Source organism: Pullulanibacillus pueri (assembly GCF_014639255.1).
Taxonomy (GTDB): domain Bacteria; phylum Bacillota; class Bacilli; order Bacillales; family Sporolactobacillaceae; genus Pullulanibacillus; species Pullulanibacillus pueri.
Map to the genome: position 1 here is coordinate 52,936 of NZ_BMFV01000014.1, position 24,208 is coordinate 77,143.

Below are 24,208 nucleotides of genomic sequence, written 5' to 3' on the forward strand. Positions count from 1 at the left end.
ACCGTTAAAGCAACAGTGAGCTATTTCCCTATTACTATAGGATCATGAGTAACAAAAGCACCTTCTAAAAACTTTCTTTACAAATTAGAACAATGATAATTGGTTAGCCTCTGGCAAGCCTTCGAGACACCCATGCTGGTCTAAATATTCTACGATGGTTTTTGAAAGCTTTGCTCGACGTTGAAGATCCTCTTTAGATAAGAATTCCCCATCATCCCGTGCCTTTGCCAGGTTAATGGCGGCATTTGTTCCAAGACCTTGAAGCGCATTGAAGGGAGGAATCAGGCTATTGCCGTCAACGATAAAATCCGTCGCACTTGAACGGTACAAATCAATGGATTGGAATGAAAAACCCCGTTCACACATTTCAAGAGCAATTTCAAGTACAGTCAGTAAACTTTTTTCCTTCGGTGAAGCATCTAAACCTTTTCCATTAATCTCTTCAATCTTTGTTCGGATGGCTGAAGAACCACGACGCATAATATCAAGATCAAAATCATCCGCTCTTACAGAAAAATAGGTTGCATAGTAAAGAAGGGGATGATGGACTTTGAAATATGCAATGCGCACAGCCATTAGGACATAGGCAGTAGCATGGGCTTTTGGAAACATGTATTTAATCTTTTGACACGATTCAACGTACCAATCGGGAACATCATGCTTCTTCATTTCTTCAATCCATTCTTCGGTTAACCCTTTTCCTTTACGGACAAATTCCATAATTTTAAAGGCTAAAGAAGGATCTAACCCTTTATGCATTAAATACACCATGATATCGTCACGACAGCCAATGACATCCTTTAGTTCGCAGATACCTTGGTTAATTAATTCATCAGCATTATTTAACCAGACATCAGTTCCGTGGGATAGACCTGACAGTTGTACCAATTCGGCGAATGTAGTTGGCCTCGTTGCTTCTAACATTTGCCTAACAAAGCGGGTCCCAAACTCCGGTATCCCCAATGTTCCGGTTTTACAATTAATCTGTTCCTCTGTCACCCCTAGACTCTCAGGAGAACTAAAGATCTTCATGACCTCTGGATCATCAGTCGGTATAGTCTTAGGATCAATACCACTTAAATCCTCTAACATCCGGATTACGGTTGGATCATCGTGCCCAAGAATATCGAGTTTGAGGACATTATCATGAATAGAATGAAAATCAAAATGTGTCGTTCTCCACTCAGAGTCTTTATCATCGGCTGGAAATTGAATCGGTGTAAAATCATAAATATCCATATAATCTGGAACAACGATAATGCCCCCAGGGTGCTGCCCTGTAGTTCTTTTAACGCCTGTACATCCTGAGGCCAACCGATCGATCTCTGCACTGCGAAAATGGAGATTATGATCCCCTTCGTAGCCTTTAACAAAGCCATAAGCGGTCTTGTCTGCGACAGTGCCGATCGTTCCCGCACGATAAACATAATCCTCACCGAAAAGTTCTTTTGTATAATTATGCGCTTTGGGCTGATAAGCTCCAGAGAAATTCAAATCGATATCAGGAACTTTATCCCCTTTAAATCCTAGAAAAGTTTCAAATGGTATATCGTGTCCATCTTTAACATAGTCCTGTCCACATTCTGGACATTTTTTATCGGATAAGTCAAAGCCACACGCAACACTACCATCTGTATAAAACTCAGAATGATAGCAGTTTGGACAATAATAATGTGGAGGTAAAGGATTGACCTCAGTAATCGACATCATCGTCGCAACGAACGATGAACCAACAGACCCCCGCGAACCCACAAGGTAGCCATCAGACAACGATTTAACAACCAACTTATGAGAGATAAGATAAATAACGGCAAAGCCATGACCAATGATACTATTAAGCTCTTTCTCGAGCCGCTGTTCCACAATCTCTGGAAGGTTTTCACCATAACGACGGCGGGCTTCCTTATAGCTCATCTCACGAACTTCTTCCTCAGCCCCCTCAATTTTAGGCGTGTAAAGCTCATCTTTTACAGGAGAAATCTCATCGATCATATTCGCCACAATGTGAGTGTTATCAACAACAACCTCTTGAGCCAAGTCTTCTCCCAAGAAACTGAAATCCTTTAACATTTCATCTGTTGTCCGGAAATGAACCGGTGGCTGAGTTTGTCTATTTAACGGATTTCCTGCCTGTGAGGCAATAAGAATTTGCCGATAGAGATGCTCATGTTCATCGAGATAATGGACATTCCCTGTAGCAACAACCGGCTTATTCATTTTTTTACCTAGCTGAACAATATTTGTGATAATTTGTCGTAAGGCTAATTCATCATTGACAAGTTCTTTTTCAATCAAGTGTTGTTGTATGGCTGGTGGTTGAACCTCAAGGTAATCATAAAACATGGCTGCTTTTTCAGCTTCCTCAGCTGATTTTTGCATCATCGCCTCAAACACTTCTCCTTGACTACAACCAGAACCAACAAGTAGCCCTTCCCTATATTTAGAAATGAGCGAGCGTGGCACTCGAGGCACACGATAAAAATAATTCACATGGGCTTGAGAAATGATTTTGTATAAGTTCTTTAAACCCTCTTGAGTTCTTGCTAATATCGTACAATGACTCGGTCTGACACGTTCAAAATTACCTTGTCCCATATTATTATTTAACTGATCATGCTGCGTAATGTCTCTCTCAATAGCGTCCTTAATCATTTTCCAAAGAAGGTAACCTGTGGCTTCTGCATCATAAATCGCCCGGTGATGTTGAGTGAGTTCGATGTTAAAAGCTTTACATAATGTATTTAATCGGTGGTTTTTCATCTTTGGATATAAAAAGCGTCCAAGTTCAAGGGTATCTATAACAGGATTTGCCGCTTTCGGTAATCCCATTCTTTCATAACCCGTATTTAAAAATCCCATATCAAATTGAGCATTATGCGCGACGAGAATACCATCCCCTGTGAATTCATGAAATTGCTTAAGGACAACATCAATTTCCGGAGCGTTTTTGACCATATCATCGGTAATGCCGGTAAGCTCAATTGTCGTTTGACCTAATGTTTCATGAGGATTCGCAAAGGCTTCAAAGCGATCAATGATTTCACCATTTTTTACTTTTACCGCAGCAAGTTCGATAATCTTATGATAAATGGCGGATAATCCCGTTGTTTCCACGTCAAAAACAATGTAAGTAGCATCTTCTAACGCAACAGGCTGCTCATTGAATGCAATAGGTACACCGTCATCCACCAAATTGGCTTCAACCCCGTATAAGACCTTGACTCCATGTTTTTTTCCTGCCGAATGGGCCTCTGGGTAGGCTTGAGCTACGGCGTGATCAGTGATGGCAATCGCCTCATGACCATAGCGTTTCGCTCTTTCCACTAAAGCTCCAGCAGGGGTCAATGCGTCCATTTGACTCATTGACGTATGGGCATGAAGTTCGATTCGCTTTTTTCCTTCAGGGGCATGATCCTCTTTAACATATGCACTAACCTCAGCGATGTCCTTGCCAAGAAGAACTAAGTCCCGCACAAAGGTATCGTTTTGAACGCCCCCTCGAACCTTCACCCACATCCCTTTCTTTAAGCCAGCGAGTTTTTCATTATCTTCTTTATCTCGTAAAAAGACTTTGACAAGAATGGAATCCGTATAGTCTGTAATCTTAAACAAAGCGAGCGTGCGCCCACTTCGTAGCTCACGAAATTCAACATCAAAAACATAGCCTTGTGTCGTAATCCGACGTTCCTCTTCTATAATGTCTTTCAAAGGGATGGGGTCGTCTTTGATCTCATATCCATAACGCAATGGCCCAGAAGGTGCCACTGGATTTGCTGCAGCATTTTCCTTTTTATTCCGCTCCTGGACAGCTTCTATGGCCTTTGACTTTATTTCTTCTTCTCGCTGTTTTTTAAATGCTTCGATGGCCTCTGAGGAAGCTCTTACTCGAAAGGCAATACTAACACCTTTAAAGCCAAGACTTTCATAATGTTGAATGAGCACTTGTGTCAGTTTCTTAGAAAGTGCTCCTGCTTCTGTTTCACTACTTGTATCAATATATAGCCGGTCATCCTCTAACTTTGGCGTCCGTGATTTTAATAACGGAACAAAGGCTGGTGAAACATCTGCAGCCTTTTCAACAACGTGGGGCCAATAGGACACTAAAAGCTCTTCGGTCAGAGACTGTTCATGATATATCAATGAAAAGGACACATCTTGAGTGATGTGTCTAAAAGCCTCTTGCAGCCTTCTGTCAAACCATTGATAGATATGGACAGGGAGCGGACGTTCGAGGGTAAATTTAAAATGCCATTTTTGCTCACCTTGATGAACTGTCAACCGTTCAATCGATCCGTTTCGAAAATGCTTTTCGATGATATCATCTGGTGTTTCGATTTGTCGAAGTAATATGGTAAAGCGATCCTGCTTCGTTTTTCCTTCAACCACGGCTCTCCCCTGCCTTTCTCTTTCATTTCATTTCTTTCCTTCAGAAATACTATTTTAAGCCTTTTTTAATTGCTTTTCAATATAATCTTGGAGTTGATCGATAGCCATTTCCTCAGACTCCCCTGAATGTCTTAATTTAACTTCCACAAAATTTTCAGAAGCTTTTTTACCTACCGTTATTCGAATAGGGCACCCAATCAAGTCTGAATCAGCAAACTTTACACCAACCCTTTCATTGCGATCATCAAGTAAAACTTCATACTGATGACCAAGTGTTTCATAGAGTTGCTCTGCGAGTTGTTTTTGGTCTTCGTTTTTCATATTGACTGGTACAATATGCAAAGCATATGGCGCAACAGAAAGCGGCCAGCAAATTCCTTGGTCATCAAAATGTTGTTCGACGACCGCCGACAATGTCCTTGAAACACCAATGCCATAACAACCCATCATAAGCGGCTTGCTCTTGCCATTCTGATCAAGAAAAGTGGCTTTCATATCTTCACTATAACGGGTCCCTAATTTAAAGACTTGTCCAATTTCAATACCACGCGCAAAACGGATAGTGCCCTTTCCATCAGGTGAAGGGTCTCCTTCTTTAATCATGCGAAGATCAGCAAATGTCATATGAGTTAAATCACGATCAGGATTGATATTAAAATGGAGAAGCTTTCCATTCATTTTCAATACGCCATTCACAACGTTTTTCACGCCATTATCTGCCAGGATCTGGATGGACGATGTTTGATCAAAAACATCAAAGTCAACGGTCTCCTCATCAGAAATGGATTCTAAAAGGGTAACATCCAAAGCATTTTTGACTTTAATGTCATTAACTTCATCTATCGCGCGATATAAAACAGCCACGACGTTGGCTTCACCATCACGGAAAAAGCTAATATGGATGGCGTCGGAATCATTTGTGCTTGCTTGTCCTTCATCCAAAGGTAACGGAGTTTCATCACGTTTCTGATCCACATGCAAGACAGCAGCCATTTCAATATTCGCAGCATACTGAGACTCATCTGAATAAGCAATGGTATCCTCACCTACAGCAGCAAGTGCCATAAATTCATGAGTGTCTTTTCCCCCTATGGCTCCCGAATCAGCGATAACCGCCCGGAAATCAAGACCACAGCGACTGAAAACCTTTTGATAAGCATCATACATCATATGATAGCGCTCATCGAGACTTTCCTCATCAGCATGAAAGGAGTAAGCATCCTTCATAATAAATTCACGGCCTCTTAATAACCCGAACCGTGGGCGACGTTCATCACGATATTTGGTCTGAATTTGATATAAAGTGAGCGGCAATTTCTTGTAACTTGTCAACTCGTCCCTCACTAAACTTGTAATAATTTCTTCATGTGTGGCCCCAAGCGCAAAATCACGTCCGTGTCGATCCTTTAAACGCATTAATTCTGGTCCATAAATGTTCCATCTACCCGTTTCATGCCAAAGTTCCGCCGGTTGAATCGCGGGCATGAGTAATTCTACACAGCCTGCTCGTTCCATCTCTTCCCGTACAATGGCCTCAATTTTTCTGAGGACACGGTAACCTAAAGGAAGGTAAGAATAAATACCCGCTGCATTTTGGCGAATATAACCTGCTTTTAATAATAATCGATGGCTGGTACATTCTGCATCAGCCGGATTTTCTCTCATTGTTGGAATTAGCATCTGACTTTGTCTCATAATTTAAAGATGCCCCTTTCGCACGTATACTCAATCATCAAATATAGAGGACTAACAAGTCCCCTTAATTTAAAGCATTGTTGTCTTAGATCATTTTCTACATAAATATTTTTTGAATATCATTCCAAGTGACAACGATCATTAATAACATCAAAAGCGCAAACCCAATAAAGTGGACAAGTGTTTCCTTTTTGGGATCAACAGGTTTGCCCCTTAAGGCCTCCGCAAATAAGAACAATAAACGACCACCATCTAAAGCTGGAAGCGGAAGTAGGTTAACAATGCCTAAGTTGATACTCAGCATTGCTGTCCATTGCATAATCATAAAGATGCCGTAATTTACCACTTGTCCGGTGATGGTATAAATACCGACGGGCCCAGAAAGTTGATCAATCCCTATGGCACCTGTCACCAGCTGCTTAAGAGCTTGCAATTCTAATTTAATCATTGAATAAGATTGAGTAAAACTCATCTTAATTGATTTTCCAACACTTTTTTCAAAAGGTTGTTGGACACCAATGATTCCTTGCCCTTGTTCATTTTTCGCTGTTGTCACGTGAAATGTCTTAATATTATTATCACGTTCAACTTTAATCGTTAAATCTTTATTTGGGCGTTTATTAATGTAAGAAGCAATCTCTGAAAAAGATTCAATGGCATTGCCGTTAATGGTTAAAACACGATCTCCTTGATGTAATCCTGCTTTAGTTGCTGGATCATCTGCTGTAAGTTTTCCCAACACCGGTTTATCGGAAGGGACACCTTGAAGGAGAAACATGATGATAAAAACAATCAATGCGAGTAAAAAATTGTTAAACGGCCCAGCGAAAATCGTTAAAATTCTATCAAATACAGATTTTGAACCAAATTGCCGATCCAATGGGGCAATCTGAAATTCCTGACCATCTGTGACATATTCGGCTTTCCGATCAACCGAAAAAGTCAATCGTTCACCATATTCTTCTTCGTAACCTTGGATATAAAGATCTCTTTCTAAATCAGCACTATCGACCGTAATCACTTTGGCATTTGGATATTTATTCAATTGATTGATGATGATTTTAGAAACCATCTGTTGGGGATTAAAAAGCAAACCAATGCGATGGCCTGGTTTAAGCTCAATCACTTCTGGATCTTCACCGGCCATTCTAACAAAACCACCGATGGGCAGAAGCCGTAAGGTATAGACTGTTTCTTTCTTTTTAATTGAAAAAAGTTTTGGACCAAAACCAATCGCAAATTCACGACAAAGGATGCCGGCTCGCTTAGCTAGCAGTAAATGTCCGAATTCATGAAAAGAGATAAGAAGCCCAAAAATAATGACAACAGCTATAAACGTTTCCATATAAAAACCACCTTTTTCGGTCTTGCCAAAAGAATAACTGGCGAGTCTGTTCTAGAGGATGAACCCTTAAAGGTTCCTCATGGTTGTCTATACTTCAATCCCTCTTGATCGGGGGTGGATAACGCTCCCTCCAAATGAAGAAGAGTAAAAGCAAAAAACAAGGGTCGATAAAAAACGCTTCAATTTAAAAAAGCAGGACGTTAGGTAGCGTTGACTTCCAAAAATGCTTTTAAATTGATATATGTTTCCTATGTACTTTATAGATCAATCATTAGGTCAAAACAAAAACAGTCACTTATATTTTATTTTATCTTTAAGCCTTCGGACCTAACCCAATGCCGAATGTCTTTGTCAACTCCCCTAATGTCATCTAATGATGGATGGTGTATAGGTTGATGAGCTTCCATGGCCTTTGTCACAATGGTCTCAATATCGAGAAAAGCAATCTTACCCTTAAGAAAAGCTGAAACAGCCTCCTCGTTTGCCGCATTAAGTACAGTTGTCATGGTTCCACCTGTTCGACCCGCATCATAAGCAAGTTTCAGACAAATAAACCTTTGAAAGTCTACTTGACTAAAGTGAAGCTGACCTACTTCCCATAAGTTTAACCTTTTTGCACCATGGAGTTCAAGCCGGTCAGGAAAGGTGAGCGCGTATTGAATAGGAACCCTCATATCCGGATCACCTAATTGCGCTATCACGCTACTGTCATTATATTCAACTAAAGAGTGGACAATGCTCTCCTTATGAATTAAAACATCAATATCATCATAAGAAAGGCCAAAGAGCCAATGGGCTTCAATGACTTCTAAACCTTTATTCATCATTGTAGCCGAATCAACCGTTAGTTTAGCCCCCATGGACCAGTTCGGATGATTCAAGGCATCTTCAATCGTAACATTTTGCAATTCTGAGCGGCTTTTATCTCTAAAACTCCCTCCTGACGCTGTCAGGATCAGACGGCGGACATCCGCAAGTTTTTCACCATTTAAAGCTTGAAAAATCGCCGAATGTTCACTATCAACAGGTAAGATCTTCACATGATTTTTCTCTGCTGCCTCCATCACAAGATGCCCTGCTGTCACTAATGTTTCTTTATTTGATAGGGCAATCGTCTTACCTGCTTCAATTGCGGCAAGTGTTGGCTCTAAGCCAATCGAACCAAGGACGGCATTCAAAACAATATCTGCTTCATGATAAGCTGCTACTTCTATCAAGCCTTCGAGCCCAGATACCACTTTCACATTCCCCGATAAATGCCTTTGAAGTTGCTTAGCCACTTGATCATTTTTGACGGAAACCAGTTTGGGCTTTAGCAATTTAATAATTTCCAAACCCTTGTCTACATTTTCGCCAAAAGCCATGGCCACTAGTCGAAAAGCTTCAGGATGATGTTGAATCACATCGACTGTTTGCAACCCAACAGAACCAGTTGCTCCAAGAAGACTAATTTTTTTCATGAATAAACCTCACTTTTAATGTATTTCCAGCCGTACTCTTCTGTATTAAATAAGTTGAAATAAATAAAGAACTGGGAGGACAAATATCCAACTGTCGACCCGATCCAGAACACCGCCATGACCAGGTAGTAGCTTTCCTGAATCTTTGACATCATAATGTCTTTTCAACGCTGATTCAGCTAAGTCACCAATCGGACCAAAAATAGCGATAAGCAGCGTCATCACGATGAGCTTAAATGGAGTATACGGATCGTCAAAATTCGCAACCAGTTGAAAAATTCCAGATATAATCAGAGCGGAAATAATGCCCCCGATCATCCCTTCAATGGTCTTATTCGGGCTAATATGTGGAGCAAGCTTATGTTTCCCCCATTGTCTACCAATAAAATAGGCCCCAGAATCGGTCGACCAAATGACAACCAAAATAAAAAGAAGAAGTAATAAGCTTTGTTCAACTCTAACTTGGGAAAGTAGCATGAATGAAAAGCCAATATAAAGAGCTGAAAATAACACAAATGAGGCTTTATCATATGAAAAAGTGTTGCGGGAAAACACTGTAACGATTAATAAAATAAGGGCTAGAGCAATAAAAAGAGTCACCAAATCATAAGAAAATACTTTCTGAACTTCCGCATTGAGTACGACTAATATTACGGCTAAAGCACCAAGAATGGCTTGTATGGAATTCTGCTTAATCTTCGCCATCGCAATCAATTCATAATAGGCTATTATTGCCATGACACATGTAAAAAGTTCAAATGGCAAATGCCCGATCACAAGAAAGGCAATGAAAATAACAGCTGCAATAACACCTGTAACAATTCGTTGTTTCACTTATAAAACTCCTTTAAAAGGCTAAACGGGATTTACACTCCCTATGCATTTAGACTGAAATTACCGAATCATCCCTTGATATCACCGTAGCGCCGTGTTCTCAAATTGTATTGCGAGATAGCTTCTTTTAAATGATCTTCAGTAAAATCAGGCCAATAGACTTTGGTAAACCATAATTCTGTATAGGCGAGTTGCCAAAGCATAAAATTACTTAATCGAAGCTCTCCACTTGTTCTAATCAAAAGATCAGGGTCAGGATAGGCCTTTGTTAAGAGATACTCTGAAACAGTACTTTCATCAATCGTTTCGGCATCCAAAAGTCCTTTTTTCGTGTCCTCAGCAATTTGCCGAATGGCTTCAGTAATTTCATGGCGACTGCCGTAATTCAAAGCAAAATTTAATACCATGCCATCATTTTGCAAGGTTTGTTGTTTCGCTTGATCAATCGCTCTTTTCGTGTGAATAGGAAGTCTAGATTCATCACCAATAACTCTCACCTGTACATTTTTTTCCACTAATTCTTTTAAATAAGTGGTTAAAAATTGTTCTGGGAGTCGCATAAGAAAATCAACTTCATCCTTCGGACGCTTCCAATTCTCAGTGGAGAAAGCATACAATGTTAAAATCCCTACACCAAGATCACTGGCTTCTCTTACAATCTTTTTTACGATTTTCATGCCCTCTCTGTGGCCAGCGATACGCGGAAGTCCTCTTCCTTTTGCCCAGCGCCCATTGCCGTCCATTATAATGGCAATGTGATTGGGTATATTTTGAAGATTGAAGGGTTCGTCTCTATTCTCTTTTGCTTTTATATTTCTGAAGGCTAGTTTCTCAAGCATTAGGGTTCCTCCTGAAAAGGGATCTGACTATATTAGAGATGGAATGAATAAGGCTTCCCTTTATCCATTCCACCCTAGAAATGACTCAAAAGCTTCCTCCTCTTAATAAAGAAAAGCCAAGCTCTTGAACACTCCCTTCTAATATAACATAGATTAAACCTCCATGATTTCCTTTTCTTTATTAGAGCATATTTCATCAATCTTCGAAATCGTGTCATCTGTTAATTTTTGCACTTGATCCGCAAAACGGTGATGCTCATCTTCTGTGAGCTCCCCATTTTTTTCTGCTTTTTTCAATTGGTCATTAGCATCCCGACGAATATTACGTACCGCAACCTTTGCCTCTTCTCCCGCTTTTTTCACTTGTTTTACAAGCTCCTTACGGCGTTCCTCGGTTAATGCGGGGATCGCCAAACGAATGATATCTCCATCATTATTAGGCGTTAATCCAAGATCTGCCATCAAAATCGCCTTTTCGATATCTCCTAATATTGATTTATCGTAAGGTTGAATCGTTAGTAGACGAGCCTCCGCTGCAGAAATATTCGCGAGTTGGTTAAGCGGCGTATCGGCACCATAATAATTCACAGTAACACGATCAAGTATCGTCGGATTGGCACGACCGGCACGGATAGTCCCTAGTTCTCTTGTTAAGGCTTCGGTTGCCTTATTCATTCTTCCTTTAGTGTCTTGCATAATTTCCGTTGTCATTATTTTTTCCCCCTTACGATCGTTCCGATGTCTTCACCGAGAACGGCGCGTTTAATATTGCCTTGTTCAGTTATTGAAAATACAATTAGCGGAATATCATTATCCATGCAAAGTGAAGACGCTGTAGAATCCATGACTGCCAATCCTTCATTCAGGACATCGAGATATGAAAGTTCATCATATTTCTCAGCATTTTTATCAAGTTTAGGATCAGCCGAATACACTCCGTCAACTTCATTTTTGGCCATCAGTATCACTTCAGCTTCAATCTCTGCAGCTCTCAAAGCAGCTGTTGTATCTGTTGAAAAATAAGGATTCCCTGTACCTGCCGCAAAAATAACGACGCGTTTCTTTTCCAAATGACGAATCGCTCTTCTTCTTATGTATGGTTCAGCCACCTGTCTCATTTCTATAGAAGATTGAACGCGCGTTTCAACTTCAAGCTTTTCTAATCCATCTTGCAGGGCTAAAGCGTTCATAACCGTAGCAAGCATTCCCATGTAATCAGCAGTAGCGCGATCCATGCCCATTTCACTACCGACTTTACCACGCCATATATTTCCTGCTCCAACAACGACAGCTACTTCTACGTCTAATTCTACTATTTCTTGGATTTGGCGCGCAACGGATTTAATCACTTTTGGATCAATACCGTAACCAATATCTCCTGAAAGTGCTTCCCCGCTGAGTTTTAGTACTACACGTTTATACTTGGAATTTTTAGCCACAGTGTGTGCACGCTCCTTCATACTTATTGATCAAAGTTCATTTATGTTTTCGAAAAATTCAACCCTTTGAAAATAGGGAACACATACTTCGTGCTCCCCATCTCCGCTTTTTTCTCTCTATTATTATTTTTTCATTTGAGCTTGAACTTCTTCAGCGAAGTTTTCTTGGCGTTTTTCCATCCCTTCGCCAACTTCATAACGAACGAAGGTTTCAACCTCTAAACCTTTGCCACTAAGATACTGTTTAACTTTCTGATCAGGGTCTTTTACAAAATCCTGTTCAACTAAACAAATGTCTTCAAGAAATTTATTGAGACGACCTTGTACCATTTTCTCAACGATTTTCTCTGGCTTTCCTTCGTTTAACGCTTGTTGCGTTAGAACTTCTTTTTCGTGTTCAAGTTCTGATGCCTCTACTTGATCTTTATTCACATACTTAGGATTGATTGCGGCGACGTGCATAGCAATATCTCGCGCCGCTTCATCGTCATTCCCTTTAAGTACTGAAAGAACAGCAATACGGCCACCCATATGAATATATTCTCCAAAGCTATCGCCATCCGCTTTTTCAAGAACCTCAAAGCGGCGCAAGGAGATTTTTTCACCAATTTTAGCAACTGCTGAATTAATTTTTTCTGCAAGCGTCGTACCATCAACGTTTAATTCCAATGCTGCTTCAACGTTAGCAGGTTTTTCTTTAATCAGGAGACTAAGGATATCATCAATTAAAGAGGTAAATTGCTCATTTTTAGCAACAAAGTCTGTTTCAGAGTTCACCTCAGCAATAACAGCGACATTGCCTTCAATCTTTGTTTTCGCAAGACCTTCAGCTGCAACACGATCAGCCTTTTTAGCAGCCTTCGCAATCCCTTTTTCACGGAGAAGATCTGCCGCTTTGTCGAGGTCACCGTCTGCTTCTGTTAAAGCCTTTTTGCAGTCCATCATGCCTGCACCTGTTTTCTCACGTAATTCTTTAACTAACTTTGCACTGATTGCCATGAATACGTTCCTCCTAAGTGTATGTAATTATATAGGTAGTGATTGTTTAAAAAGGGTGATAAAGGGTTACTCGCCCCTTATCACCCCTTGTCATTACAGATATTTATTCAGCTGTAACTTCTTCTGTTTCTTCTGCTACTTCAGCTTCAGGTTGAACCTCAGCTTCAGCAACTTCCGCAGGTGCATTTTCTTCACCTTGGTGTGCTTCTAAGATAGCATCTGCCATTTTACCAGTAAGAAGTTTAACCGCACGAATGGCATCGTCGTTACCAGGGATGATAACATCCACTTCGTCAGGATCACAGTTCGTATCAACAATCGCTACAACTGGGATGTGAAGTTTACGAGCTTCAGCAATTGCAATGCGCTCTTTACGAGGATCGATAACGAATAGTGCGTCAGGTAGACGATCCATGTCTTTAATACCGCCTAAGAATTTCTCTAGACGTTCAAGCTCTTTATTTAAACCGACAACTTCTTTTTTAGGTAAAACTTCAAAAGTGCCGTCTTCACGCATTTTTTCAATTTGTTTTAGACGATTAATCCGTTTACGAATGGTTTCGAAGTTTGTTAATGTCCCACCTAACCAACGATGGTTAACATAGTACATACCTGAACGTTCAGCTTCTGATTTAACAGAATCCTGAGCTTGTTTCTTTGTCCCTACGAATAGGACTTGACCACCATCTGCCGCTAAATCTCTAACAAAGTTGTAAGCTTCTTCAACTTTTTTAACGGTTTTCTGTAGATCAATAATGTAAATACCGTTTCTTTCTGTGAAAATGTAAGGCTTCATTTTTGGGTTCCAACGGCGTGTTTGGTGACCGAAGTGAACACCGGATTCTAACAGCTGCTTCATTGAAATAACTGCCATTTTAAAATTCCTCCCTATGGTTTTAATTCCTCCGCTCAAATCATTTTTGCACAAGACCCAGTGGGCACCGATGCACAAATCAATGAACGTGTGTGATTGACACCAACGATTAATATAACATAACTTTATCCATTTGACAATAGGACGAATAAAATATATAGCATTTCTTAAAAGATCAACGCATATAATAATTTTTTCCCAACCATTATGTGCTATTGGCCTTTTTCTTTTTTCTTGAAAATATTGATCGTGAGCTCAACTTCGCCCTTTCCAAGGTTCAATTGTTTCGCGATGGCTTCAATCTTTTGACCCTTTTGATGTAACTGCAGGATCTTCGCTTCCGTCGATTGTTCAACTTGATCTTGAATTTGTGATGTTGGTAAAGGCGCAGCCTCCAATAGCACTTCGTCAAAGGATTTCTTCATCTGCTGTTTCACAGGATTGATATCGCCTTTGAGTGTTTCGACTGTCTCTTTCTCTTTCAACTTCGCCTCATCACTCGTCATTTTCTTCTTATGATCATGTGCTTTTGACGTCAGTTCTAAGGATTGGATTCTCTCGATCAAAATATCATTTTCATGACGGATTTCCTCTAAATACTGTTCCATTGCAACCGCCAAAGTCTCATCATCCATTATAGGCTGTTCACCTTTCATCTGGTTCATACGTTGCACAAGAATGGTAATCAGATAGAAGGCAACCAAATGGAGACATAGACTAAAAATCAATAAAACAACAACCATAGCCCACCTCGTTCACGCTATCCGCGTTCATTAAATAAAGTATTCGTCTCAAGAACCTTTCTTAATTTCAATAAGGCTTTAGAATGAATTTGTGATACTCTCGACGTCGATAAGGACATCACCTTTCCAATTTCGGTCAATGTGAGCTCCTCGTGATAAAAAAGACTAATCACTATTTGTTCTTTCTCATTTAAGGAGGTGATATGTTGCGCAAGTGCCTGAATCATTTCATCTTTAATCATGTTTTGTTCAGGCCGGATGGCCCCTTTATCTTCAATCAAATGAGCAATCTTATCTCGCCGTTCATTGACAGTAAACTCATCATCTATTGACTTCATACTACCAAGAAAGCTATCCGTGATTATAGACTCCACTTCCTCAGACGAAATGCCCATTTCTTCAGCGATTTCATCAATCGTGACATTGCGCTTATATAGCTGCTCTAATCGTTCAGTAATGGCGTCTACTTTCTTACTTTTTTCACGGAGGGTTCTAGGAATCGGATCATCTCTTCTTAAACCATCTAAAATGGCTCCACGTATTCTAAAGGAGGCGTAGGTGTCAAACTTTAAATCTCTACTCACATCAAATTTAACAAGAGCGTCATATAATCCCATATACCCATAACTCATGAGTTCATCCGTTGTGACAGTGTTAGGTAAGCCAACACGCAAGCGTCTCACGTGAAATTGAACTAAAGGCTCATATAATTTTATTAAATAGTCAGCTGCTTCATTATCCCTTGTTTCCGTCCATCTTGTCCAATAATACTGTTTTTCATCACCCATGAGGTTTATCATCACACCACCTCCAATTTCATACTTTTAGATGAGGTCCGCTCGGATCTCCATAACCACTTTCTTAAATGACTTTATCACCTTGACTCACCGTATGAATACGTAAGTCTCCTGTCTCAGTTACAAACTCGATAGACCGACCAAAATTCCCGCCTACATCGGCGCTCACTAATTCGAAATGATGGGCATCTAACTCTGCCTTCACCGCTTCAATATTTCTCATCCCTATATTTGCAGTAAACCCTGTTGTTGTCCGGAACATTTCTGCTCCCCCAGCCATTTTCGCATAAAGGTTGCTTTTTTTTGCTCCAATTGCAAGAAGTTGCTTTAGGAGTTCCGGAACGGCCGTATTCGCAAACTTCCCTGGTGGATGAGCCTTTCCACGTGTGATTTTATTATCTGGGAGCATAATATGGGCCATGCCGGCAATGTGCCGCAACGAATCAAATAAAACTAATCCGACACATGAACCTAACCCAGAAGAGCGTAGATTTTGACCTTGCCTCGCAACTTTAATATCAGATAATCCAACAGCTAATACCTCAACCATTTTTACCCTCCAAAAGTTCGATAAAAGATGATAAGCCGCTCAATTCAGGTAATAAGGTAAAGGCACTATGAATCGTCTGATGTGTTTCTCCATTGGAAAGCACCGCGTTGATAACCATAACCTGATCCTCATAGAGGGAGAGGTCAAGGATGCCCTCACTTAAAACGGCACTTTTCATATCGACACAAACCTGTGGCGGTGATAAGTAACTATTTCTTCCTGAGAAATCGGATAATGCTGAGATATAGGCACCGGCCATAATGTTGCCAATTTCACCAAGAAAAGAACTGTAAAGTGGATTGACTAACAACTCTTCTGCATTTAAAGGGTTCCCTCGAAGCATCGGTTTCATCAAATCATCCACTTCCCCAAGATCAAACATGATAAAGAGATGCCCCGGCAGAGCCCCACTCATTTTTAGGTAGGCCGCAACGACAGGGGTTTCTGCATCATCCATATTGAGTAGATCAGAAAAAGATGCGATCTCAACAGATGGAACAGCCATATCAATGCGCTGCTCAAGTATTTTTGATAAAGAGGTGGCGGCATGACCCGACCCAATATTCGCGATCTCTTTGACAATATCGAGATGTTCTGGCGTGAGCTGCCGCAAAGATCTCTGCATTTTAAACCTCGAGTTGTTTAATGGCTTCAATATCATCAGGATTAAGAATGAGATCTAAATTCAAAAGAACAAGAAGATCCTCCTCATGTTTGGCCACACCCTTTAGATATTTTGCATGCACACCCCCAGCAATTTCAGGCACAGGCTCGATACTCTCTCCATCAATACTCACAACATCTCTTGCTGAATCAATAATTAATGCGACTTGAACATCTTCAGATTCAACAATAGCTAACCGAGTAGCCTCAACAATGTCTGATTGTCCAATCTCAAATTTTTGTAGCAAATCAACCACCGGAAGAATCATCCCCCTTAAATTCATAACCCCTTTTATAAAAGGTTTTGCATTAGGAACTCGGGTGATTACTTGCAGCTTTTCTATGGATACCACTTGATTAACCGGCGCACCATAAGTCTCACCATTAAGTGAAAAAACAATAATTTTCTCTTCTGCCATTTCTTCCACTCTCCTCTATATTTGCAATACAAATCTGTTTGAATTGCGGAATCCTTAAGAACTCACTCATTGATTAACGTTTAAATCATCGATGCACAATCAAGGATTAAAGCAACTTGACCATTTCCCAAAATCGTTGCACCAGATACGGGTTGGACGTTGCCTAAATAACGGCCTAAAGATTTAATCACAATTTCTTGTTGACCGATAAATTGGTCAACAGCAAAGGCAGTCATCGCCTTTCCCGATTGCGCGATAATTGCCGGTATAAATTTATTGTGCTGGATAGACTGCCCGGGAACACTTAAAACATCCTGAAGACGCTTAAAGGGAATGACGCGCCCGCGGTATTCTAGCATTTCTTGCCCCTGTGTTTTGAAAAGATCCTTTTCTTCAATGAGGGCCGTTTCAACAATAGAACTTAATGGCAGGGCATAGGTTTCTTGATGAACATTCACAAGCATAGTGGAGATAATAGATAACGTAAGAGGAAGTTGAATCGTAAATAGAGACCCTTTTCCTTCCTCAGAATCTACACTGACGCTTCCACCTAAAGATTCAATTTTATTTTTTACGACATCCAGACCTACACCGCGACCAGAAATATCAGAGATTTTATCAGCGGTACTAAATCCAGAGTGAAACATTAAATGATAGACTTCATTATCTGGTAATCTCATGGCTTCTTCTTCGGATAGTAAACCTTTTTCAATCGCTTTGTTTGTGATTTTCTGACGATTGATTCCCGCACCATCGTCTTCAATTTCAATAAAAACATGATTGCCGCGGTGAAAAGCTCTGAGAGTAATACGTCCGACTTCTGATTTTTCCTTGCCTAATCGAACCTCAGGTGTCTCAATTCCATGGTCCATAGAATTTCTAATCAGATGAACTAAAGGGTCCCCAATTTCGTCAATGACGTTACGATCTAATTCGGTATCCACACCCACCATCTCAAGTTCGATTTTTTTACCTAATTCTCGTGACACACTGCGAACCATTTTTGGGAAACGATTAAAGACTTGTTCAACAGGCTCCATTCTAAGATTCAAAATAATATCTTGAAGTCGCCCTGATGTTCGCGAAATCATTTCCACTGTTTCTTCTAATTCTTGATGCTTCAGTGTTCGCGAGATCTCCTCAAGACGCCCTTTATCAATCACCAGTTCTTCAAAGAGATTCATCAATTCATCGAGACGCTGGGTACTCACCCTAATGGTCTTATGAGTTTGTGAGGCTTTCCCTTTGTTCTTGGTAGACGGTGTTTGTGTTTGTTTATTCTCCTCAGCAACCGGACTCCCATTATTAGGCTTAGAGTCTTCCTTTGTGTTTGTTTCCGGTTCGTTAACAACCACGTTATCAATCTCAGAGACTTTTAAAATCTTTTCTCGTACAGCGGCTTCATCATCATGAGTAATGAGTATAAGGGTAAAAGAGGTATCATACTCACCGTTTTCAAGCGCTTCAGTGGCTGGAACAGTTTGAATGATTTCACCCATTTGTTCAACAATCTCAACGACCATATAAGCACGAGCGGCTTTTAACATGCAATCTTTTCTGACAACGACTTCAACTTGCCAGACATTAAATCCTTGTTCTTTTGCTTGTTGCATTACAGTGGCTACAAAATTTTCAGCTTCTCCATTTGTTGTCGACTCGTTTAGCGTCTGACCTACTGGGTCTTGTTTTAACCCTGCAGCATTTTTTAATTGCCTCATAATGTCATGGATCGCAACATTGTCTCCATTACCATCCGTAATAAGATCGACCATTTCTTCTAAGTGATCTGCTGCCGCAAACAGCGCATCTATAATCCCTGTACTGATAGTGAGCTCGCCATTCCTTAAAGCATCGAGAATATTTTCAAGCTGATGAGTTAATTCCGTCATATTTTGAAATCCCATACTCCCAGCCATGCCCTTAAGTGTATGGGCGGATCGGAAAATTTCATTAATAATCTCCAGATTCCCATGAGACTTTTCTAATTCAAGTAAACCTTGATTCATGTTTTGTAAATGCTCACGACTTTCATCTAAAAACAAGTCTAAATATTGATTTGTATCCATACCCGTGTCCCCCTAGCTTATTTGATCAATCATTGCTGACGGTATTTGTTCAAGATTTAAAATTGCATCAATGTATCCAGTTTTGATGGCCGCTTTAGGCATACCGAAAATAACGGCTGTTTCCTCAGCTTCTGCTATGGAGTAGACGTCTTGGCATTCTCTTTTTAAATGTGCCAATCCCCTTGCACCATCCGATCCCATTCCTGTAAGCGTAACAGTCACAACGCCGCCGATACCTGAATCAGCTACAGATTCCAATAACAGATCATATGATGGCCTAAGACCTCTGACAATGGGTGATTGATCAACGATAAATGCCATTGAACGACCCACTTTTTTAATTTTTGTGTGATAGCCACCAGGAGCTATGTAAACCGTGCCATTGTGTAGAAGTTCACCATGCTGTGCTTCTTTAACCGATAAAAGCGCCCATTGATTTAATTTATCCGCAAACGACTTAGTAAACGTCGCTGGCATATGCTGAACGACAACGATGGGGACATGAAGATGTTGAGGGAGCTTGGAAATAACCGCCCTTAACGCCCTCGGTCCCCCAGTCGATGTTCCTATACAAATCAATTTCACTTGCTGATTAATTGACGGACTTAGAAGTGGTTCCTGTGCCATATTCGGTTCTACTCTTTTCCCCACATGAGATGCCGCTGCCTCCATAATTTTAGCGATTAGAGCTTCCTTCACTTTGTATAGGTCCAGGGAAATTTCTCCTGAAGGTTTAGTGATAAAACCAACAGCACCTAATGCCATTGCTTCGATGGTAATAGCGGCACCTTTATCTGTTACACTACTCAACATAATTGTCGGTGTGGGATGCTCAGCCATCACTCTTTTTAAAACTTCAATCCCTGTAAGTTGGGGCAGTGCTACATCTAAAGTGATTACATCTGGATGAAGTTGAGCCACTTTTTTTAACGCATCATAACCATCTCTCGCAGTCGCAATGACCGTCATTCGTGGATCTTCATTGATGATTTCAGAAATCAGTTTCCTCATAAAAGCGGAATCATCAACCACGAGGACAGTAATTATTTTCATCCGATTCCCCCCCCATCTTCGCACTGAAACGCTAGCGAAAAAGATGCTTTAATTTAAAGATAAAACTATCTAAGCTCGTCTCAGGGTGCACCGCTTCATCTTGTAAATAAGTAGCAATAAGTCCTTTAAGCTTACTGCTAATTTTAGAGCGAGGCTCCTCGATTAAAAAGGGCTTTTGTCTTTTTACTGCTTTTATAACAGCGGTATCACGCGGCAACGCGCCTAAAAAATGAATGTTTTTCCCTAGAAAACGCTCAGAGACACCCGAAAGCTTAGCCCACGTTTCTTTCACCTCTCGCTCGCTATCATAGCGATTGATAATGCATCGAATAGGTATCTCGTTGGCATAGCGATGAGTAATCTTAACAACAGCATAAGCATCGGTTAATGCTGTTGGTTCGGTTGTTGTCACCAAGAGAATCTCATGAACAGCCTTCACAAATTGCAGTGTATCATGATTCATACCTGCGCCTAGATCAAAAATAATGAAATCAAAGTGCCTTTTTAATTCTCTTAATTGGTCAAGAAAATAGGCGAATTTTGTTTCATTTAATTTAAAAAGATCGGATAAACCACTTCCTCCTGTTAGGACACCTAGCCCACTTTCATGATAGGTAATCACAGTCTCAATTTTTAATTGGTTATCTATCATATCGACAATATTATGTTGGCAATGAAGTCCCAATAGGATATCAATATTCCCCATACCAATATCGAGATCAATGATGAGCGTCTTTTTTCCCGACTGATGAAGTCCTAAAGCAAAATTTAATGAAAAGACAGACTTTCCTACACCGCCCTTACCACTTAAAACCGCGATAACCTTTGTATGTCTTGTTTGTGCCGTATGATTGATTTTAAGTCGCTCGACACGGCGCCTTAGGGCTTCAGCTTGATCTTTCACGCCATACACCTTCTATCCATTGATTCACAAAGGCTTGCTTATCGGCTTCCACTATATCATCTGGTACGTCCTGTCCATTGGTGACATACGAAACACCGATCTTATTGTTGAGGACAAGATTAAGCAGTGAACTGACTGACGATGTTTCATCTAGCTTGGTAAACACATAACCCTCTATCGGCAAAGTATCAAATTGGTTTGATATTCTCTGAATGTCTTCAGACTTTGCTGTCGCGCTAAGAACGAGATACGTTTCCATGGCTTGCTCATTAAAAGGGATTAGTGTCTGAATTTCATCGATATATTGGCGTTGCTGATAATTTCGACCCGCCGTATCAACAATGATAAGGTCATACCCCTCTAATGTCGTTAACGCACGTTCAAAATCTGATCGTGAATACACCACTTCAACCGGTAAACTCAAAATTTTCGCATAGGTTTTTAATTGCTCAATCGCCGCGATCCGATAGGTATCCGTTGTAATAAAACCGACCTTTTTCCCCTCATCAAGCACTACCTTTGAGGCAATTTTGGCAGCCGTAGTGGTTTTACCTACCCCCGTCGGTCCTACTAGGTTGAGTATTTTTGTTTCCTTTCGAAGTCCGTTAAAAACGATCGACTCCAATTGTTTATCTATATACGCTTTTAAGACCTCTTTCAACTCGGCGTCCGTTAAAGGATGTGGTGAACGGTACCACGTCCTTAACATTGTTTGAGTCAAAGGATGAACAAGGTCTGAGTGCAACCCTTCAGCCTCTAATTGGGCATGAATCTCTCGGATAGCTTCAGGAAGGGGACTTGTCCATTCCACAGCCTTTACCGGACCCTGGTGGATCGGTTGATTATTGTGTTCTGCCATCACGGGTGTGGCTTTCGGCTCCTTAAGATCCGCCTTAATGACTTGTTGTGGAGCCGTGTCACTGCCTTGATCAAGAGCCGCAAACACTTCGATCACTTTTTTGTTCTTAAAAAGTGACAGCATCCCCTTTTTCTTGACATTTTTGGTATAGAGTATCACAGCATTTGGTCCCAACTCTTTTTTAACTAAGTTCATGGCTTCAGACATAGAATCTGCAGTGAATTTTTTTATTTTCATGCGCCATTCACCACCCCAATACTTTGAATTTCAATTGTTGGCTCGAGCTCATTGTAGGACAAGACCGCTACCTGTGGTAATGACCGTGAGATGAGTTGCTTCACATGAAGGCGCACTGCTGGTGAGCAGAGTAGAACCGGTTCTTGATCGATATCCGATTGCCTTTCAATAATCTGAGCCATTTGCTCTATAAACCGTTGCGTCATCTCTGGATTTAGTGCCAAGTAGTTTCCATGCTCGGTTCTTTGAATAGACTCCGTAATTGTCTCTTCAAATGCTGGGTCAAGTGTCAACACCTTTAATAAATTGTTCCTTACATATTGATGAGAGATTTGTCTTGATAGCCCTTGACGTACATATTCCGTCAACAAATCCGTATCCTTGGTCATCGTCGCCACATCTGCTAAGACTTCGAAAATCACCGGTAAATTACGAATAGACAAATTTTCTCTGAGTAAGTTTACGAGCACCTTCTGTACTTCACCAATGCTTAATGGTTCAGGGGTGACCTCATTGACGAGAGTCTCGTCTGATTGTTTTAGATGTTCGATTAATTGTTTGGTTTCTTTTCGACCGAGCAACTCATGACAATGTCGTTTTAATAGCTCTGTAATGTGTGTTGAAACAACAGATGGAGGATCCACTACAGTATAACCGGCTAATTCAGCCTGTTCCTTCATATCTTCCCCAATCCATTTCGCTGGCAGGCCAAAAGCAGGTTCAACGGTATCAACGCCAACTATGTTTGGATCATCTTCACCAGGACTCATGGCTAAATAATGATCCAACAAAAGACTGCCACGAGCGATTTCTGAGCCCTTGATTTTCAAACGATAGCTATTCGGCTCTAACTGAATGTTATCCCTTATTCGCACGACAGGGATAACCATACCGAGTTCAATGGCAAGCTGCCTTCTAATCATGACTATTCTATCTAAGAGGTCGCCTCCCTGATTAGCATCTGCTAAAGGCACCAGAGCGTAACCAAATTCAAATTCAATAGGATCAGTCTCAAGTAAATCCACAACACTTTCAGGACTTTTTATTTTTTCCTCTTCAATATCAGCCGCAAGCTCTTCTTCATTCACCTCTGGCTTCGCTTGATTAAGGGATAAGAAATAACCACCAACACATAGAAGAATAGCCACTGGGACGGTAATCAGGAATCCTATTGGCGTAAACCCTAATAAAAGGATGACGCCTCCAGCAATATAAAGCATAGTCGGATAAGCGAGAATTTGCTTAGTAATATCCTGCCCAAGATTACCATCAGAGGCTGCTCGAGTGACGATAATACCTGTAGCCGTAGAAATCAGTAAGGCTGGAATTTGGCTGACTAACCCATCCCCTACTGTTAATAGGGTATAAGTATGGGTAGAATCCCCTAAGCTCATTCCAAGTTGAACAACACCAATCACCATCCCAACGATCATGTTGATCATGACAATAATAATCCCAGCAATAGCGTCCCCTTTTACAAATTTGCTGGCACCATCCATTGCTCCATAGAAATCCGCTTCCTTCGCGATCTTTTCACGGCGACCTTTGGCCTCTTTTTCATTGATTAAACCAGCATTAAGGTCAGCATCAATGGACATCTGTTTCCCTGGCATCGCATCAAGGGTAAAGCGGGCAGCAACTTCAGCTACCCGTTCGGCCCCTTTCGTAATCACAACAAATTGAATAATAATGAGTATGAGAAAGACAACGAAACCAACAATAGCATTACCACCAATAACGAAATTCCCAAAGGTTTCAATAACAACACCCGCATCGCCTTTTCCCAAAATCGCACGTGTCGTTGAAACATTTAACCCAAGCCTAAATAACGTTAAAAGTAAGAGTAAAGAAGGCAAAATGGAAAATTCCAAAGGCTCTTTCATATTCATTGCCACGAGTAAGACAATTAAGGCAAGTGAAATATTGATAATGATTAAAAAGCTGAGTATAAAGTTAGGTAATGGAATAATTAACATAAGGACAATTAAAATAACGGCTAATAGTACAATTAAATCTTTTAGCTTCACTTGCTTTTACACCTCATCA

The 24,208-nt window shown here is 40.6% G+C and carries 20 protein-coding genes; all 20 read right to left on the reverse strand.

Going from position 1 to position 24,208, the window contains the following annotated elements; all coding sequences use genetic code 11:
• Nucleotides 1-84 precede the first annotated feature (84 nt).
• The 20 genes from IEV91_RS10330 to flhA all read right to left on the reverse strand — a co-directional run bounded on the left by IEV91_RS10330 (nt 85) and on the right by flhA (nt 24,189).
• Nucleotides 85-4,386, reverse strand: coding sequence for a PolC-type DNA polymerase III (locus IEV91_RS10330; protein WP_188497355.1), 4,302 nt, complete (start codon nt 4,384-4,386; stop codon nt 85-87).
• A gap of 54 nt (nt 4,387-4,440) precedes the next feature.
• Nucleotides 4,441-6,081, reverse strand: a complete 1,641-nt coding sequence (locus tag IEV91_RS10335) for a proline--tRNA ligase (RefSeq protein WP_188497356.1) — start codon at nt 6,079-6,081, stop codon at nt 4,441-4,443.
• Between the two features lie 97 nt (nt 6,082-6,178).
• Complete coding sequence (gene rseP, locus IEV91_RS10340; RefSeq protein WP_188497357.1) at nt 6,179-7,426, reverse strand: RIP metalloprotease RseP; 1,248 nt, start codon at nt 7,424-7,426, stop codon at nt 6,179-6,181.
• A gap of 302 nt (nt 7,427-7,728) precedes the next feature.
• Entirely contained in the window at nt 7,729-8,886 is a 1,158-nt protein-coding gene (gene dxr / locus IEV91_RS10345; protein ID WP_188497358.1) for a 1-deoxy-D-xylulose-5-phosphate reductoisomerase, read from the reverse strand.
• A 45-nt stretch (nt 8,887-8,931) separates the two neighbouring features.
• Nucleotides 8,932-9,720, reverse strand: coding sequence for a phosphatidate cytidylyltransferase (locus tag IEV91_RS10350; RefSeq protein ID WP_188497359.1), 789 nt, complete (start codon nt 9,718-9,720; stop codon nt 8,932-8,934).
• Between the two features lie 68 nt (nt 9,721-9,788).
• Nucleotides 9,789-10,559, reverse strand: coding sequence for an undecaprenyl pyrophosphate synthase (uppS, locus tag IEV91_RS10355; RefSeq protein WP_188497360.1), 771 nt, complete (start codon nt 10,557-10,559; stop codon nt 9,789-9,791).
• Between the two features lie 153 nt (nt 10,560-10,712).
• Nucleotides 10,713-11,270 (reverse strand): ribosome recycling factor, encoded by a 558-nt coding sequence (frr, locus tag IEV91_RS10360; protein ID WP_188497361.1) that lies wholly within the window; start codon nt 11,268-11,270, stop codon nt 10,713-10,715.
• Nucleotides 11,270-11,998, reverse strand: a complete 729-nt coding sequence (gene pyrH / locus IEV91_RS10365; protein ID WP_229745525.1) for a UMP kinase — start codon at nt 11,996-11,998, stop codon at nt 11,270-11,272. Before pyrH ends, frr begins: the two co-directional genes overlap by 1 nt.
• Nucleotides 11,999-12,121: 123 nt before the next feature.
• Nucleotides 12,122-12,997, reverse strand: coding sequence for a translation elongation factor Ts (tsf, locus tag IEV91_RS10370; protein WP_188497363.1), 876 nt, complete (start codon nt 12,995-12,997; stop codon nt 12,122-12,124).
• A 103-nt stretch (nt 12,998-13,100) separates the two neighbouring features.
• Nucleotides 13,101-13,871: a 30S ribosomal protein S2 gene (gene rpsB, locus IEV91_RS10375; RefSeq protein WP_188497364.1), complete on the reverse strand. Its 771-nt coding sequence runs from the start codon at nt 13,869-13,871 to the stop codon at nt 13,101-13,103.
• Between the two features lie 212 nt (nt 13,872-14,083).
• Nucleotides 14,084-14,614: a DUF6115 domain-containing protein gene (locus tag IEV91_RS10380; protein WP_188497365.1), complete on the reverse strand. Its 531-nt coding sequence runs from the start codon at nt 14,612-14,614 to the stop codon at nt 14,084-14,086.
• 17 nt (nt 14,615-14,631) lie between these two features.
• Nucleotides 14,632-15,411, reverse strand: coding sequence for a FliA/WhiG family RNA polymerase sigma factor (locus IEV91_RS10385; protein ID WP_373284427.1), 780 nt, complete (start codon nt 15,409-15,411; stop codon nt 14,632-14,634).
• A gap of 64 nt (nt 15,412-15,475) precedes the next feature.
• Nucleotides 15,476-15,961 (reverse strand): chemotaxis protein CheD, encoded by a 486-nt coding sequence (locus IEV91_RS10390; RefSeq protein ID WP_188497367.1) that lies wholly within the window; start codon nt 15,959-15,961, stop codon nt 15,476-15,478.
• Entirely contained in the window at nt 15,954-16,586 is a 633-nt protein-coding gene (locus IEV91_RS10395; protein WP_188497368.1) for a chemotaxis protein CheC, read from the reverse strand. The genes IEV91_RS10390 and IEV91_RS10395 overlap by 8 nt, the downstream gene beginning before the upstream one ends.
• A 1-nt stretch (nt 16,587) precedes the next feature.
• Nucleotides 16,588-17,043, reverse strand: a complete 456-nt coding sequence (locus tag IEV91_RS10400; RefSeq protein ID WP_188497369.1) for a chemotaxis protein CheW — start codon at nt 17,041-17,043, stop codon at nt 16,588-16,590.
• A gap of 80 nt (nt 17,044-17,123) precedes the next feature.
• Entirely contained in the window at nt 17,124-19,109 is a 1,986-nt protein-coding gene (locus IEV91_RS10405; RefSeq protein ID WP_188497370.1) for a chemotaxis protein CheA, read from the reverse strand.
• A gap of 12 nt (nt 19,110-19,121) precedes the next feature.
• Nucleotides 19,122-20,162: a protein-glutamate methylesterase/protein-glutamine glutaminase gene (locus IEV91_RS10410; RefSeq protein WP_188497371.1), complete on the reverse strand. Its 1,041-nt coding sequence runs from the start codon at nt 20,160-20,162 to the stop codon at nt 19,122-19,124.
• Nucleotides 20,163-20,193: 31 nt separating this feature from the next.
• Entirely contained in the window at nt 20,194-21,066 is an 873-nt protein-coding gene (locus IEV91_RS10415) for a MinD/ParA family protein (RefSeq protein WP_188497372.1), read from the reverse strand.
• On the reverse strand, nt 21,050-22,162 hold the full coding sequence (locus IEV91_RS10420) for a flagellar biosynthesis protein FlhF (RefSeq protein WP_188497373.1): 1,113 nt from the start codon (nt 22,160-22,162) through the stop codon (nt 21,050-21,052). The genes IEV91_RS10415 and IEV91_RS10420 overlap by 17 nt, the downstream gene beginning before the upstream one ends.
• A complete protein-coding gene (flhA, locus tag IEV91_RS10425; RefSeq protein WP_188497374.1) occupies nt 22,159-24,189 on the reverse strand; it encodes a flagellar biosynthesis protein FlhA in 2,031 nt (676 codons plus the stop codon). Before flhA ends, IEV91_RS10420 begins: the two co-directional genes overlap by 4 nt.
• Nucleotides 24,190-24,208: the final 19 nt, after the last annotated feature.

Bases quoted from the DNA above. Each gene is read 5' to 3' on its own strand.
- IEV91_RS10335 (WP_188497356.1), bottom strand. From the start codon at position 6,081: ATGAGACAAAGTCAGATGCTAATTCCAACAATGAGAGAAAATCCGGCT.
- rseP (WP_188497357.1), bottom strand. From the start codon at position 7,426: ATGGAAACGTTTATAGCTGTTGTCATTATTTTTGGGCTTCTTATCTCT.
- dxr (WP_188497358.1), bottom strand. From the start codon at position 8,886: ATGAAAAAAATTAGTCTTCTTGGAGCAACTGGTTCTGTTGGGTTGCAA.
- uppS (WP_188497360.1), bottom strand. From the start codon at position 10,559: ATGCTTGAGAAACTAGCCTTCAGAAATATAAAAGCAAAAGAGAATAGA.
- frr (WP_188497361.1), bottom strand. From the start codon at position 11,270: ATGACAACGGAAATTATGCAAGACACTAAAGGAAGAATGAATAAGGCA.
- tsf (WP_188497363.1), bottom strand. From the start codon at position 12,997: ATGGCAATCAGTGCAAAGTTAGTTAAAGAATTACGTGAGAAAACAGGT.
- rpsB (WP_188497364.1), bottom strand. From the start codon at position 13,871: ATGGCAGTTATTTCAATGAAGCAGCTGTTAGAATCCGGTGTTCACTTC.
- IEV91_RS10380 (WP_188497365.1), bottom strand. From the start codon at position 14,614: ATGGTTGTTGTTTTATTGATTTTTAGTCTATGTCTCCATTTGGTTGCC.
- IEV91_RS10390 (WP_188497367.1), bottom strand. From the start codon at position 15,961: ATGGTTGAGGTATTAGCTGTTGGATTATCTGATATTAAAGTTGCGAGG.
- IEV91_RS10395 (WP_188497368.1), bottom strand. From the start codon at position 16,586: ATGCAGAGATCTTTGCGGCAGCTCACGCCAGAACATCTCGATATTGTC.
- IEV91_RS10400 (WP_188497369.1), bottom strand. From the start codon at position 17,043: ATGGCAGAAGAGAAAATTATTGTTTTTTCACTTAATGGTGAGACTTAT.
- IEV91_RS10405 (WP_188497370.1), bottom strand. From the start codon at position 19,109: ATGGATACAAATCAATATTTAGACTTGTTTTTAGATGAAAGTCGTGAG.
- IEV91_RS10410 (WP_188497371.1), bottom strand. From the start codon at position 20,162: ATGAAAATAATTACTGTCCTCGTGGTTGATGATTCCGCTTTTATGAGG.
- IEV91_RS10420 (WP_188497373.1), bottom strand. From the start codon at position 22,162: ATGAAAATAAAAAAATTCACTGCAGATTCTATGTCTGAAGCCATGAAC.